At 66.0% G+C, this 13609-nt stretch carries 14 protein-coding genes; 8 read left to right on the top strand and 6 right to left on the bottom strand.

Annotated elements, in window-relative coordinates:
- Window positions 1–188 precede the first annotated feature (188 nt).
- Window positions 189–392 (top strand): hypothetical protein, encoded by a 204-nt coding sequence (locus ACE3QM_RS18590; protein ID WP_048409942.1) that lies wholly within the window; start codon window positions 189–191, stop codon window positions 390–392.
- Window positions 393–459: 67 nt separating this feature from the next.
- Here the strand turns inward: ACE3QM_RS18590 and ACE3QM_RS18585 are convergent, their stop codons facing one another.
- The 6 genes from ACE3QM_RS18585 to ACE3QM_RS18560 all read right to left on the bottom strand — a co-directional run bounded on the left by ACE3QM_RS18585 (window position 460) and on the right by ACE3QM_RS18560 (window position 6509).
- On the bottom strand, window positions 460–783 hold the full coding sequence (locus tag ACE3QM_RS18585) for a DUF190 domain-containing protein (RefSeq protein WP_048409884.1): 324 nt from the start codon (window positions 781–783) through the stop codon (window positions 460–462).
- Between the two features lie 18 nt (window positions 784–801).
- Window positions 802–1569, bottom strand: a complete 768-nt coding sequence (locus ACE3QM_RS18580; protein WP_374423960.1) for a 3',5'-cyclic-nucleotide phosphodiesterase — start codon at window positions 1567–1569, stop codon at window positions 802–804.
- 324 nt (window positions 1570–1893) lie between these two features.
- On the bottom strand, window positions 1894–3786 hold the full coding sequence (locus ACE3QM_RS18575; protein ID WP_374423958.1) for a M14 family metallopeptidase: 1893 nt from the start codon (window positions 3784–3786) through the stop codon (window positions 1894–1896).
- A 377-nt stretch (window positions 3787–4163) separates the two neighbouring features.
- A complete protein-coding gene (locus ACE3QM_RS18570; protein ID WP_374423956.1) occupies window positions 4164–4868 on the bottom strand; it encodes an amino acid ABC transporter permease in 705 nt (234 codons plus the stop codon).
- Window positions 4850–5590: an amino acid ABC transporter permease gene (locus tag ACE3QM_RS18565; protein ID WP_374423954.1), complete on the bottom strand. Its 741-nt coding sequence runs from the start codon at window positions 5588–5590 to the stop codon at window positions 4850–4852. Before ACE3QM_RS18565 ends, ACE3QM_RS18570 begins: the two co-directional genes overlap by 19 nt.
- 115 nt (window positions 5591–5705) lie before the next feature.
- Window positions 5706–6509, bottom strand: coding sequence for an ABC transporter substrate-binding protein (locus ACE3QM_RS18560; protein ID WP_107798453.1), 804 nt, complete (start codon window positions 6507–6509; stop codon window positions 5706–5708).
- 546 nt (window positions 6510–7055) lie between these two features.
- On the opposite strand from ACE3QM_RS18560, the gene ACE3QM_RS18555 reads away from it, so the two are divergent.
- From ACE3QM_RS18555 to ACE3QM_RS18525, 7 genes are read left to right on the top strand one after another with little or no spacing between them, the layout of a single operon-like run.
- Window positions 7056–7664 (top strand): CDP-alcohol phosphatidyltransferase family protein, encoded by a 609-nt coding sequence (locus tag ACE3QM_RS18555; protein ID WP_374423952.1) that lies wholly within the window; start codon window positions 7056–7058, stop codon window positions 7662–7664.
- Window positions 7657–8604, top strand: coding sequence for a phosphatidate cytidylyltransferase (locus tag ACE3QM_RS18550; protein ID WP_107732795.1), 948 nt, complete (start codon window positions 7657–7659; stop codon window positions 8602–8604). Before ACE3QM_RS18555 ends, ACE3QM_RS18550 begins: the two co-directional genes overlap by 8 nt.
- Window positions 8605–8611: 7 nt before the next feature.
- A complete protein-coding gene (locus ACE3QM_RS18545; protein WP_048409878.1) occupies window positions 8612–9265 on the top strand; it encodes a lysophospholipid acyltransferase family protein in 654 nt (217 codons plus the stop codon).
- A 13-nt stretch (window positions 9266–9278) separates the two neighbouring features.
- On the top strand, window positions 9279–11066 hold the full coding sequence (locus ACE3QM_RS18540) for a bifunctional alpha/beta hydrolase/class I SAM-dependent methyltransferase (protein WP_374423949.1): 1788 nt from the start codon (window positions 9279–9281) through the stop codon (window positions 11064–11066).
- On the top strand, window positions 11063–11893 hold the full coding sequence (locus ACE3QM_RS18535) for a hypothetical protein (RefSeq protein ID WP_374423947.1): 831 nt from the start codon (window positions 11063–11065) through the stop codon (window positions 11891–11893). The genes ACE3QM_RS18540 and ACE3QM_RS18535 overlap by 4 nt, the downstream gene beginning before the upstream one ends.
- Entirely contained in the window at window positions 11890–13203 is a 1314-nt protein-coding gene (locus tag ACE3QM_RS18530) for a phosphatase PAP2/dual specificity phosphatase family protein (RefSeq protein ID WP_374423945.1), read from the top strand. Before ACE3QM_RS18535 ends, ACE3QM_RS18530 begins: the two co-directional genes overlap by 4 nt.
- On the top strand, window positions 13200–13589 hold the full coding sequence (locus ACE3QM_RS18525; RefSeq protein WP_374423943.1) for a hypothetical protein: 390 nt from the start codon (window positions 13200–13202) through the stop codon (window positions 13587–13589). The genes ACE3QM_RS18530 and ACE3QM_RS18525 overlap by 4 nt, the downstream gene beginning before the upstream one ends.
- The last annotated feature ends 20 nt before the right edge of the window (window positions 13590–13609 follow it).

Genomic DNA, 13609 nt, shown 5'->3' with positions numbered 1-13609 from the left:
TTTTCTCTTCACTAGCCCATTATCGCTTACAAAAAGATCGTAAACAGGTTCTAAGGGCAGCCATCATATCTACAAGATCCCAGGTGTGCCGGGCGGGGTTAATATTCAAGACAATGGCCACGGCAAAGCGAAAGCCTATCAGGTTAAGCAGGTGCTGAAAGCGATTGAGAAGATTGAAGGAGCGTAAGATGGATTATCGACACTACTCATACCGGGTCGTCTGGTCGTCGGAAGACGAGGAGTATGTTGGGCTCTGCGACGAGTTTCCCTTGCTGTCGCACCTTGACAGTACTCAGGACAAGGCTTTGCATGGCATCGTCGCGCTGGTGAAAGACGTGTACGAGCATATGAAGGAAGAGCGTCAGCCTCTGCCGGAGCGTTTGAGCGCTTGAATCGACGCAGCTTCTCCCTCGCCCATCGGCGGGTTTGTTTTATCCGCCGTCCCTTGGCGCTGCGCTTTTACGATTCCTCCTCCCCCAACACGCCGAATTCCACCGGCGTTTTCACGTAAAACACCCTGACCCCGGCGGCGGCGAGCGCGGCCAGCAGTTGTTCGGCCTCGTCGGCGCTGAGCGCCAGCGTCACTTCTTCCGGCTGGTCCGCCAGGTCGAAGAAGTGGGCGGAGTGCAGCCGGCGGTGGCGGCCGTAGCCTTCGCTGGCGGCGAACAAGGTAGCGCCGCGTATGCCCAGCCGCCGCGCTTGCTGCACGATCCATTCCGCCAGCGGCTGGCCATCGTGACTATGACCTTGCTGAGTGAAGAACGAGAGTTGATAGCCTTGCATCGCGCGGACCTCCGGCGGCTACAGTTCGATCAGCATGCCTTCGCGCAGCGGGCAGACGCGCAGGCCGTTGGGGTATTCCGAGTGCAGCTGTTCCAGCATGTGTTCGCGGCAGCCGGGGTCGATATGGCTGATCCACAGATGGGTGTTGGCCGGCAGTTGCGGCAGGAAGGGCAGCAGCAGGGCCGGCGTCATATGGCCCTGGCGCGCGGCCTCGGCCTGGCGTTCGTCGGTATAGGTCAGCTCGCAGATCACATCGGTCAGCGAGGGCACATTGGACACCCATTGCCAAAAGGCCGGGCAGGGTCCGCTGTCGCCGCTGAAGGCCAGCGCGCGCCAGCTGCCTTCTATCAGCCAGCCCAAGGCCGGCACGCTGTGATTGGCCGGCAGCGCGGTGGCCAGCCCTTCGCCCAGCGGCAGCGCGTAGCCGGGTTCCACCGCCTGCAGCCGCAGCCAGGGTTGTTCGGCGCTGGGCTGGCGGGTGTAGTCCGGCCACAGTTCGCCGTTGAACAGATGGGCGCGCAGCGCGTCCAGCGTTTCCTGCTGGCTGTAGACCGTGAGGCCGGGGCCGCGATGGCTGGCGTGGACATCGGCCAGCAGCGGCAGGCAGCCGCAGTGGTCGGCGTGGCTATGGGTGAGCAACACTTGGCGGATGGATAGCATTTCGTCGGCGCGCAGGCTGGTGACGCCGGTGCCGCAGTCTATCAGGGTGTCGTCGTCGATCAGGAAGCTGGTGGTGTGATGGGGATGGCCAATGCCGGCGGCGGCGCCGAGGACCTTGATGTGCATGGGTTTCTCCTGGTTGCGGCTGTTGACCGGCCAAGGCCGGTCCGCCGCTGCAAACATGGAAACGATCTGCTGCCCGCCCCGCCTGATGCGAGTTGTTGTCCTGGCCGCCATGATGGCGACGTCCGGTTTGAATCCTTCTAGTGTAGACAAACCGGCCGCCGCTTGCGCGCTCCAGGGTTTAGAACCTGTTTACGATCTCGCGAGCTAAGGCGAGACAAGGCGTTGCGGCTGAGAAAGCGGAATGTACGCGTGGTACATGAGCATTTCGAAGGCGCACTCACCGTGTAAGGCATCCGCGACGCGCAGCAGATCGTAAACAGGTTCTTAGCGCACGATGCCCACCGGGTAGAGGAAGCGATTGCTGTCGGCGAACGGGGTCTGCTCATAGAACCAGTTGAGCCGGGCGTTGCGGTCCTTGGCGAACTTGGGGTCCTTGAGCCTGGCCTGGAAGGCCTGGCGCAAGGCCGGGCTTTCCGCCAGCATGCGCCGCGCCATCGGTTCCATCACATAGGCTTCCGGCGCTTCCGCCGAGGTGAGGTTGGCGTTGAAGAAGCCCCAGTGCAGGAAGGAGTCCGGGCTGCTCGGTTCCAGCAGCAGCATCGCCAGCGTGCCCAGCGGCTGTTGCGGGTCCACCATCACGGAGCCGGCCGGATAGGTGACTTTGCGCTGCAGCGGGCTGGGCTTGCCGTCTATCAGCAAGCGGCCTTCGTAGCCGGGAATCTTGTCGGCGGATTCGCGATCCGGCTCGAACGGGGTGCCCAGCTTGATGTCGTCCAGCCGGTAGACGGTGACGTCCAGGGTTTCCGGGCGGCTCAGCTCGCGTAGCTGGATGCCGTGGGCGCGCAGGCGGGCGATCACCTCGTGCCATTGCGCCGGCACCACATAGGCCTTGGGCCGCGCGGCGATCAGGTCCGGCACGGTCAGCGGGGTGATGGGCAGGCGGTAGTCGCGCGGCTGATTGCTCCAGCGCACGATTTTGTCGCCGGTGATGGGGGAGGGCACTTTGTCGAACTTGACGCCCTTGAAGTCCACCAGCTTGGGCTTGCCCTCGGCTTCCTTCCAGGTCAGCGTCACCGGGTCCGGCCGCGCGGCGCGGTCCTTGGCGATGGCGGCGCGCAGGCCGTCGTAATGGCGGGACACGCTGTCGAAGATGGCGCGGTAGAGCACGTAGTTGCCCAGCACTTGCTGCTTGTAGGGCTTGAGCGCGTGCAGTTCCACCAGGATGGCGGGGATGCCGCGGGCGTCGGCGTACTGGTTGGAGAAGCGCGCCAGGTCGCTGTAATACGGGTAATAGCCCTTGTCGGGGTTCTCGTTGTCGTTCATCGAGATGCAGACATTGGGCTCGTGGCCGTAGCGGCGCAGCTCGCGATAGACCTCGGGCGTCATCACCTGGTCCATCCAGCGGCTGGACGCGGGCGACCAGCCCTGGCCGTTATTGCAATAAGTGACGTCGTACTGGTAGTTGACGCCGTCGGTGCTGTGGGTGTCGATGAAGAAGTCCGGCTGGTAGTCGTTGAGCGCGCGCGCCACATTGCGGATTTCCGGGCTGTCCAGCTTGGTGAAGTCGCGGTTCAGGTTGAGGTTGCGGCCGTTGACGCGCCAGCCGGTCTGTTCCGGCCCGTTCTGGTTGATGCGGCCGTATTTGCCGTAGCGCATGTCGCCGTCCACGTTGACGGTGGGGACGAACAGCAGGTTGACCTTGGACAGCAGCGCGTCGTCGCGGATCAGCAGGTCGCGGATCAGCATCAGCCCGGCGTCCTTGCCATTGGCTTCGCCGGGGTGGATGCCGGCTTGCACATAGATCAGCGGCTTGCCGCTGGCGCGCAGGCCCTGCGGCGATTTGTCGGCGGCGGCGGACACCACCGCCATCATCATGTCGTGGCCCTGGTCGGTTTTCTCCGCCATCGGGCTGAGCTTGAGCAGCGCCGGCTTGGCGGCGGCCAGCCGGTTCAGATAGGCGATGGTTTCCGGGTAGGCCGGCGTGTGCTTGAAGCCGCTGGCTTCCAGCGGGGTGGCCCATGGGTCGTCCGCCTTGGCGGCGAAGCGCTGGCTATCCCCCCGCCAAGGGATGTCCGGCGGCAGCACCCGCTGGCGCGCGGCGGACAGGTATTGGCTGTCGTCGACGTAGTCCGGCGCGGCCGGCATGGCGTGCGCGTGCGGGCTGAGGTGCAGGGCGGCGAAGGCGGAAACGATGGCGAAGCGTAGCGACAAGTGCATGATGATTATCCTGATTGTCCGAGACCGAAATAGGCTACGCCCGGCTCCCCCGTAGACGCACGGGCTGTTGCGAGGCGGCTTGACGCGGATCAAGCGCTTGCTCGCCGCGGTTCCAAGTGAAACGCATTCTGCTCGAATCAAAAAGCCGGAGCCCCGCGCTACAGGACTCCGGCGCGTGCGCTGCCCAATGCTATGAGGTCGCTTCAAGACCCGGGAAGGTTTTCCCCGGGCTCAGAGCCTGTTCAAAGTCTCGCGAGCAAGGGCGAGACAAGGCGAAAACGAGCGAAAAAGCGGAATGTACACGTGGTACATGAGCATTTTGAGCTCGTACTCACCGTGCTACGCCTCACGAAGCGCAGCAGACCTTGAACAGGTTCTCAGGCCCGGGCCGGCAGACTCCAGCGCCTGTCGCTCCAGCGGCCCAGCAACTGCAGGCCGCCGCAGACCAGGAAATAAGCCAGCGCGATGAAGGCGAAAATCTCCAGCGGGTAGACCTGTTCGCGGTTGTTGACCTGGGTGGCGACGAAGGTGAATTCGGCCACGCCCACCACATAGGCCAGCGAGCTGTCCTTGATCAGGGTGATCCACTGATTGACGAAGGAGGGCAGCATCATGCGCAAGGCCTGCGGCAGAACGATCAGCCGCAGCGTCTGCCAGCGGTCCAGCCCCAGCGACAGCCCGGCCGCCCATTGGCCGGGGCCGATGGCGGCGATGCCGGCCTGCACCGACTGGCTCAGATAGGCGGCGTTGATCAGCGCCAGCGCCAGCACCACGGTGAGCACGCCGGGGATATCCACGCCAAACAGGATGGGCAGCAGGAAATAGCACCAGAAGATCAGCATCAGCACCGGTATGGCGCGCAGCAGCGCCACCAGCGTGCCCAGCGCGCGGCGCGAGCCGGGTCCGCCCATCACCAGGGCGATGCCGCCGGCCAGGCCCAGCAGGCTGGCCAGCACGCCGGCGGCGGCGCTGATGGCCAGGGTCAGCAGCAGGCCGCCGGGCTCGCCGTTGGCCAGATTGCCCCACAGCAGATAATCGAGATTGTCCTGAATCACCGGCGGCATCATCGCGGCGCCCTCCATGCCGGCTCGCCGCGCTGGCTCAGTGCCTGGGTCAGTAGCACCAGCAGCAGATAGGCTGCGGTGGCGACGGCGAAGGCCTGGAAGGCGAGCAAGGTTTCGGTTTCCACTTGACGCGAGGTGTAGGACAGCTCGGCCACGCCTATGGCCATCGCCAGCGAGGTGTTCTTCACCACCGCGGTGTACTGGCCGATCAGCGGTCGGCGCGCCAGCGCCCAGGCCTGCGGCAGCACCACCCAGCGGAATTCCTGCCAGCCGTTCATGCCCAGCGCGCGCGCGGCCTGGCGCTGGCCGGCGGCGACGCCGCGCAGTCCGGCCTGCAGTTCGCCGCAGATGAAGCTGGCGCTGTATAGCGTCAGGCCCACCAGCGCGGCCAGGAATTCAAAGGACGGCCACGGCAAGGCCAGGCCGCCCGGCAAGGGCAGGCTGCGCGGGCTGTTCAGCCACAGCATGGCGGCCTCCGGCAGCAGGCCGGCCACGCCGAAATACCACAGCAGCAATTGCACCATCAGCGGGGTGTTGCGGTGCAGGCTGACCCAGAGTCCGGCGCCGCGGCCCAGCGCGCGCCAGCGCGACTCCAGCGCCGCGGTCAGCAGCATGCCGAGCGCGGTGGCGGCGGCGCAGACCAGCAGGGCCAGCCAGCCGGTGAGCAGCGCGCCCTTGAGCAGCCAGCCCAGATAATGGGGCTCCAGCCAGTGGTGGCCGAGCCAGGAGGGGGGATTCATTGCTTGCGGTCCTGTATTGCGATTGCGCTCCGCCTTGCAGCGCCGGCGGCGTCTGAAATGGCGAAACCGCCGGGCGTGCCCGGCGGCTGGGGATACGGATGGGAAAACGCGGGTCTTAGCTGGCTTCGCCGATCTTGAAGTCCCTAGGCAGCGGCGCCTTGGTGGCCGGGCCGAACCACTGATTGTAGATCTTGGCGGCCTGGCCGGATTTTTCCAGCTCCAGCAGGCTGTCGTTCACCGCCTTCAGCAGCCGCGCCTCGCCCTTGGGCAGGCCGATGGCCTGGTATTCGCGGGTCAGGGTGAACGGCGCCAGCTCGAACTTGGCCTTGTCCGGCGCATTGGCCAGCAAGGCGGCCAGCTTGGAGCCGTCCTGGCTGATGGCCTGGACATTGCCGTTGCGCAGCGCGGTGAAGGCCAGCGGGGTGTCGTCATAGGCCACCACGGTGGTTTTCGGGTATTTGTCGCGCAGGTTCACTTCCTGGGTGGTGCCCTTGTCCACGCCCACGCGCAGGCCGGCCAGTTGCTCCGGCTTTTGCAACGATCCCTTGCGGGCGATGAACTGCTGGCCGGAGGCGAAGTAGGGCAGGCTGAACGCCACTTGCTTCTTGCGCTCGTCGGTGACGGTGAAGTTGGCGGCCACCAGATCGGCCTTGCCGGACACCAGCAGCGGCACGCGGTTGGCCGGGTTGGTGGGGATCAGGCTGAGTTTGACGCCCAGTTTCTTGGCGATGTGCTGGGCCACGTCCACGTCCAGGCCGGAAATCTGGCGGGTTTTGGCGTCGAGGAAGCCGAAGGGCGGGTTGCTGTCGAAGGCGGCGACACGCAGCACGCCGGCTTTCTTGATGTCGTCCAGGCGGTCGGCCCAGGCGGCGGTGGCGGTAGCGCTCAAGGCGATGGCCAGTGCGATGGCGTGTTTCATGGTGATGCCCCTAGTCTGAAGACGCGCCGCGGGTTTCGATCGCGCCTGTGGCGGCGCGTTTTCAGAAGATGCCGGCGCATCGTGATTCCGAGAAATTTCCTGCCATGGATAAACCCATGACATGCGATGAGCTGATGCTAAGGCATCTTGCAAATTCTTGGAAATTATTAAAAATTAGTCCCATATGCCAATTTGTTTTGATCTGGTGATTTTCATCATTGGAACAATGCCTTGGGCGGAATAGGTGAAACACGGGCATCAAGGCCTTGGAGAGCGCTCCCTTGGCTTTCGCTTGGGTGGAGTGGCCTGATGCTTGTTATGGCTTTTCAGGCCGGGTAATAGACCCAATCCGGTAACGGAAGTGATTGTTTTAGGTAGGATTGACAAACAATTTCCTTTGCCGCCCTTTCCTGCAATCGGCATAATCGCGGTTTTCCGAAGCCCCGTCCCATTGCCGGGCGTGGAGTCGGATTTGAAACTTTTTTTGACGACTGTAGTGACGGGGCACGATAGCCGCACCCTTTCATCGCCGTCCGCATAAGCGACATGCCTAGTATTTACCAACTCAAATCCCGCTTTCAGGACCTGCTGCGCCCCTTGCTGCGCGGCCTGGTTTCCCTTGGCGTCACCGCCAACCACGTCACGCTCGGCGCCATGCTGGCCTCCATCGCCTACGGCGGCTGGCTGGCTTGCCAGCCGGAGCGGCCCTTGCCCTGGCTGCTGCTGCCGGTGTTCCTGTTCCTGCGCATGGCCCTGAACGCCATCGACGGCATGCTGGCGCGCGAGCACGGCCAAAAGTCGTGGCTGGGCGGCATTCTCAACGAGGTGGGCGACGTGGTGTCCGACGCCGCGCTCTATCTGCCCTTCGCCCTGCTGCTGGCGCAGCCAGCCTGGGTGGCGCTGGCGGTGGTGCTGGCGCTGCTGACCGAGTTCGTCGGCGTGCTGGGGCCCAGCTTGGGCGCGAGCCGGCGTTACGACGGGCCGATGGGCAAGAGCGACCGCGCCTTTGCGTACGGCGCCTACGCGCTGCTGTTGGGCCTGTGGCCGCAGGCGGCGGCCTGGGGCGGCTGGGTGTTTGGATTGAGCGCCGCCTTGATGGCGCTGACCTGCGTCAATCGGGCGCGGTCCATTTTGAAAGAGGGCGAAGATGTTTAAACCGCTGTTGCCGCAGGCATTGATTTGGGCGCTGGGCGCCGTATTCGCGCTGCTGGTGATCGCCAGCGTTGCCATCCGCGTGCTGGAGAGCCGCTCGCCGCAGAAGAACTGGCTGGAATTGAAGCTGCGCATCCGTACCTGGTGGTGGATCGTCGCCTGCTTCTCGCTGACCTTGCTGGGCAATGTGCCGCTGGCGCTGGTGGTGTTCGCGCTGATCAGCTTCCTGGCGCTGAAAGAATACCTGACGCTGTGCGCCACTCGCACCGCCGACCACGTGGTGCTGTTCTGGGCCTATCTGAGCATCCCGCTGCAGTATTACTGGCTGGGCATCCACTGGTACGGCATGTTCATCATCTTCATCCCGGTCTACATCTTCCTGTTCCTACCGATGCGCATGGTGCTGATCGGCGAGACCCAGGGCTTTCTCAAGGCCGCCGCCTCGCTGCAATGGGGCTTGATGATCTGCGTGTTCTGCCTGAGCCACATGGCCGCGGTGCTGACCCTGCCACAGCTGACCCATATCGGCGAACCGGCCCAGGGCGCGATGCTGCTGTTCTACCTGGTGGCGCTGACCCAGCTCAACGATGTGGCGCAATACCTGTGGGGCAAGGCCTTCGGCCGGCGCAAGGTGGCGCCCAAGGTCTCGCCCAACAAGACGCTGGAGGGTTTCCTCGGCGGCGCGCTGACCACCTGCCTGCTGGGCTGGCTGCTGGGGCCGCTGCTGACGCCGTTCTCGCCGCTGCACGCGGCGCTGGCCGGCCTGCTGATCGGGGTGATGGGCTTTATCGGCGACATCGTGATTTCCGCGGTGAAGCGCGACATCGGGGTCAAGGACTCCGGCCGCCTGCTGCCCGGCCACGGCGGGGTGCTGGACCGGCTGGATTCGCTGACTTATACCGCGCCGCTGTTCTTCCACTATGTCCACTACTTGTACTTCTGAGCCGATGATGAGCCGATTGCTGCGCATTCTGTTCGTACTGCTGCTGGCCCGGCCGGTGGTGCGGCTGTGGCTGGGGGTGACGGTGCGCCACCAGGAGCGGCTGCCGCTGCGCGGCCCGGCCATCGTGGTGGCCAACCACAACAGCCATCTGGACATCCTGGCGCTGTACAGCCTGTTTCCGCTGGGCCGCATCCCCGAGGTGCAGCCGGCGGCGGCGGCGGACTACTTCCTGAAGAACCGCCTGTTCGCCTGGTTCGCCACCCAGGTGGTGGGCATCATCCCGGTGGTGCGCGGCGGCGTGGCCAAGGGCCTGGACCCGCTGGAGGGCTGCCGCGAGGCGCTGCGCCAGGGCCGCATCCTGATCCTGTTCCCGGAAGGCTCGCGCGGCGAGCCCGAGGTGTTGTCCGAGATCAAGTCCGGCATTTGGTATCTGACTCGCGATTTTCCCGATGTGCCGGTGGTGCCGGTCTATCTGCACGGCCTGGGCCGGGCGATGGGACGCGGCCAATGGCTGCCGGTGCCGTTCTTCGTCGACATCGCCGTCGGTCGGCCGCTGCAGTGGCTGGAAGAGAAAGCCGCTTTCCGCGACCGCATCCGCGAATCGCTATTGCATTTGAAGCAAAAAACGCTGCCCGCCGCGCCGGCGGAGCAGGAGGCTTGAAAGGAGCCTGAGCATGCGCCAAGCCGAAGAATCGCAGTTTGTCAGCTTTGATGGTCAAACCCTGTTTTATCGGCATTGGCCGGCGCTGAGCTCCGGCCCACGGCCGCGCGCCATCGTGCTGCTGCACCGCGGCCACGAGCATTCCGGCCGCCTGCAGCACCTGGTGGACGAATTGCAGCTGGCGGACACGCCGATGTTCGCCTGGGACGCGCGCGGCCACGGCCGTAACGAGGGTCCGCGCGGCTACAGCCCCAGCCTGGGCGCCACGGTGCGCGATCTGGACTGCTTCGTCCGCCATCTGTGCCAGCGTCATGGCTTGGCGATGGAGGAGATCGTGGTGATCGCCCAGAGCGTGGGCGCGGTGCTGGCGGCCACCTGGGCGCACGACTACGCGCCGCGCGTGCGAGCGCTGGTGCTGGCCTCGCCGGCTTTCAAGGTCAAGCTCTACGTGCCCTTCGCCCGGCCCGGCCTCCGGCTGATGCAGCGGCTGCGCGGCAATTTCTTCGTCAATTCCTACGTCAAGGCGCGCTTCCTGACCCATGATCCGGAACGCATCGCGTCCTACAACAGCGACCCGCTGATCACTCGGCCGATTTCCTCCAACATCCTGTTGGCCTTGTACGATACCGCCGAGCGCATCGTCGCCGATGCCGGCGCCATCACGCTGCCGACCCAGTTGCTGATGTCGGGCGCGGATTTCGTCGTGCACCAGGGGCCGCAGCGCGAATTCTTCCAGCACTTGGGCAGCCCGCTGAAGGAAATGCACCTGCTGCCTGGCTTCTACCACGACACCCTGGGCGAGCGCGACCGCGCGCCGGCGCTGGACAAGATCCGCGCCTTCATCCAGCGGGTGGAGGCCGGCGCGCCGGCGGTGGACCTGAGCCGCGCCGACGCCGCCGGCTACACCGCGCTGGAATACCAACAGCTGCAGCAGCCGCGTTCCTGGCTGTCGCCGCTGCGCTGGCAGTTCGCGCTGACCCGGCTGACCCTGGCCACGCTGGGACGATTGTCGGCGGGGATACGCCTGGGCTGGCGCACCGGTTTCGATTCCGGCAGCACCCTGGACTATGTGTACCGCAACCAGGTGTCCGGCATCAGCCCGCTGGGCCGCCTGGGCGACCGCGCCTATCTGGATAGCGTGGGCTGGAAGGGCATACGCCAGCGCAAGCTGAATCTGGAGGAACTGATCGCCATGGCGATGGGCCGCCTGCGCGCCGACGGCCAGCCGCTGCGGCTGCTGGACATCGCCGCCGGCCATGGCCGCTACATCCTGGACGCCATCGCCGGCCAGCCGGTGGAGCATGTGCAACTGCGCGATTACAGCGACATCAATGTCGGCGCCGGCCGCCGGCTGATCGCCGAGCGCGGCTTGGACGCGGTGGCGCGTTTCGACCAGGGCAATGCCTTCGATCGCGCCAGCCTGGCGGCGCTGCAGCCGGCGCCGACGTTGGCGGTGGTGTCCGGCCTCTATGAGCTATTCCCCGAGAACGAGCCGATTCGTCAGTCGCTGGCCGGCCTGGCCGAGGCGGTGCCGCCCGGCGGCTATCTGGTCTACACCAACCAGCCCTGGCATCCGCAGCTGGAATTGATCGCGCGCACGCTGAGCAGCCATCGCGGCGGCGCGGACTGGATCATGCGCCGCCGCACCCAGCAGGAGATGGATCAATTGGTGGCCGACGCCGGCTTCGAGAAGCTGGAGCAGCGCATCGACGAGTGGGGCATTTTCAGCGTCAGCCTGGCGCGTCGCCGCAGCGATGCCGCGGCGGAACGGCCGCAGCCGCTGGCCGAGGCCGAGGCGTGAGCGCGCCGGCGGAGCCGCTGCGCGTCGACACGCAATTGAGCGGCGTGATCCTGGCCGCCTGCCCGGAGCTGCCGCAGCCGTTGTTCGACGAAGGCATGCGCGTGGCGCGGCGGCATGCCGGCGACGCGCCGCTGGAGTTGCATCATGTATTGAGCGGCTTTGGCTGGGTGTTGCTGAATGTGGACGAGGAGGAGCGCTATCTGGCCGAAGGCCTCAGCTTTTGCGAGCAGGCCGCCGATCTTGGTTCGGCGGAAGGCGCGGAAGCGGCCGGCGAGGCCTGGCTGTTTGGCGATGCAGGCGATTCCGACTTGCAACGCAGTCTGCACCGTTACCGCCAGGCGCTGGCGGCAGGACATAAGGCTGGTGCTATCCACGTTGCGTACGTGCTGGAAAAGCTCAGCGATGCGGAGCCGAAACGCGCCGCTGATTATCTGCGCGAAGCCGAGGGGCTGTTGCTGCAGACCGCCGCGTCCGCCGAAGCCGATGTGGCGTCCTGGGGCTGCTACGGCGTGGGCCGGCTCTATCTGGATCGCCGCTTCTTCGGCAAGGCGGACCAGGCCGAGTCCTGGCTGTTGAAATCAGCCGAGCTGGGCTGGGGGCCGGCGATGGATGCCTTGGCCGAGCGCGTCTATCGCGGCAAGGACCTGAGCAAAAGCCTGGAGTGGCGCGAGAAATATCGCGTCTGGGAAAGCGAGCAAGATCCGGACGAAGATGAGTGGCCGGATACCGGCGAGGCAGTCGCGTCGTTGGCGGAGCCGCGCCCCCGGCGCTGGCCGTGGCTGCTGGCGCTGGCATTATTGGCGCTGCTGCTATGGTGGCGGCGATGAGCGCCGGCCGGCCCTGGCGGCTGGCCTGTCTGTGGCTGTTGCTGCTGGGCCCCAGTTTTTTCCTGCTCTACGGTGCGGCCAATCACTACGCGGCCGGCCTGCCGCCGGAGCGGGTGGGCAATGTGGCGATGGCCTGGGAGCGCGCCATTCCGCTGTGGCCGTGGACCATCGTGCCGTACTGGAGCATAGACCTGCTCTACGGCGTCTCGCTCTTTCTGTGTGCCAGCCGCGCCGAGCTCAATGCCCACGCCAAGCGCCTGCTGGCGGTCACACTGTTGTCCTGCCTGTGCTTCCTGCTGTTTCCGCTGCGCTTCGGCTTTGAGCGCCCGCCGCTGGATGGCGTGTTCGGGCGGATGTTCGATCTGCTGATGGGCTTCGACAAACCGTTCAACCAGGCGCCGTCGCTGCACATCGGCCTGCTGTTTGTGTTATGGCTGCGCTACTGGCAGCACACGCCGCCGCGCTGGCTTTGGCTGCTGCATGGCTGGTTCGCCTTGATCGGCGTGTCGGTGCTGACCACTTGGCAGCACCATTTCTGGGATGTGCCTTCCGGCTTCGCGCTGGCGGTGCTGGTCTGCTATCTGTGGCCGATGCCGGCGCCGGCAACGCCGGCCTGGCATTCGCCCGAGCCCGGCCGCAGCCGCCGGCTGGGCGCGCGTTATGCGGTGGGCGCCGCGCTGCTGCTGGCATTGGCGGCGACGCTGGGTGCTTGGGGCTGGCTGCTGGCCTGGCCGGCATTGGCCTTGGGCGTGCTGACGCTGGCTTATTGGCGGCTGGGGCCGGCCGCGCTGCAAAAGCACGCCGGCCGCCGCCGCTTCGCCGCGCGCGTGCTGTTGTGGCCCTATAGCCTGGCCGCGCGCTTGGTGCATGGCTATTTCCTGCGCCGCCTGCCGGGCGCCGAGGAGGTGGTCGAGGAGGTCTGGCTGGGGCCGGTCAGCGCGGCGCGCGACGCGCGCTTCGTCGCGGTGCTGGACCTGGCCGCGGAATACGACCGCCAGGCGCCGGCCGCGGCCGCCTATCACAGTCAGCCCTTGTTGGACCTGTTGCTGCCGCCGCCGGCGCAGCTGCGGCAGGCGGCGCTGGCCTTGCAGCAGTTGCGGGCCAGCCATCGCGGGCCCCTGCTGGTGCATTGCGCGCTGGGCTTGACCCGCAGCGCCGTGGTATTGCTGGCCTGGCTGGTGCTTAGCGGCCGCGCCAGCACGGTGGAGCAGGCGCGCGCGCTGCTGCGGCAACGCCGCCAGCGCGTGGAGTTGAGCGATGCGCAATGCGCGGAGCTGGCGCGTCAGTGCGCGCGAATGGAGCCGTTATGAAGACCGAGCTCGCTCAGGCGCGGCTGAGCGCCGCGGTGCTGGCTTCCAGCCGTTGGCTGTGCTGGCCCAGCTGGGGGCTGTTGGCCTTGATGGCGCTGGCGTCGCCGTCGGCGCTGTGGCTGCCGCTGTGCGCGGCTGTCGCTTTATGGCAGGCCTGGCTAGGTTGGCGCTTGCAATTGGACGCCGCGCTGTTGCGGGCGCTGGATTCGGCTGGCACTCTTGAGGAACTGGACTTGAGCTTGTCGCGGCTGTTTGGCCGCGATTTGGCTGGTCGCTCGCTGGAAGCGCGGCAGCGCGGCATGGCCCGTTTGCTGCGCGGCTTCCTGTTGGCGACCGGCTTGTGCTGGCTGCTGGGCCTGGCCGGGTTGTTGGCGGGGCGGATGTGAACAATAAGAAGATTCAAGTG

It is taken from the genome of Chromobacterium sp., from assembly GCF_041912965.1.
Lineage (GTDB): Bacteria > Pseudomonadota > Gammaproteobacteria > Burkholderiales > Chromobacteriaceae > Chromobacterium > Chromobacterium aquaticum.
This window is presented reverse-complemented; position numbering and strand designations above follow the sequence as displayed.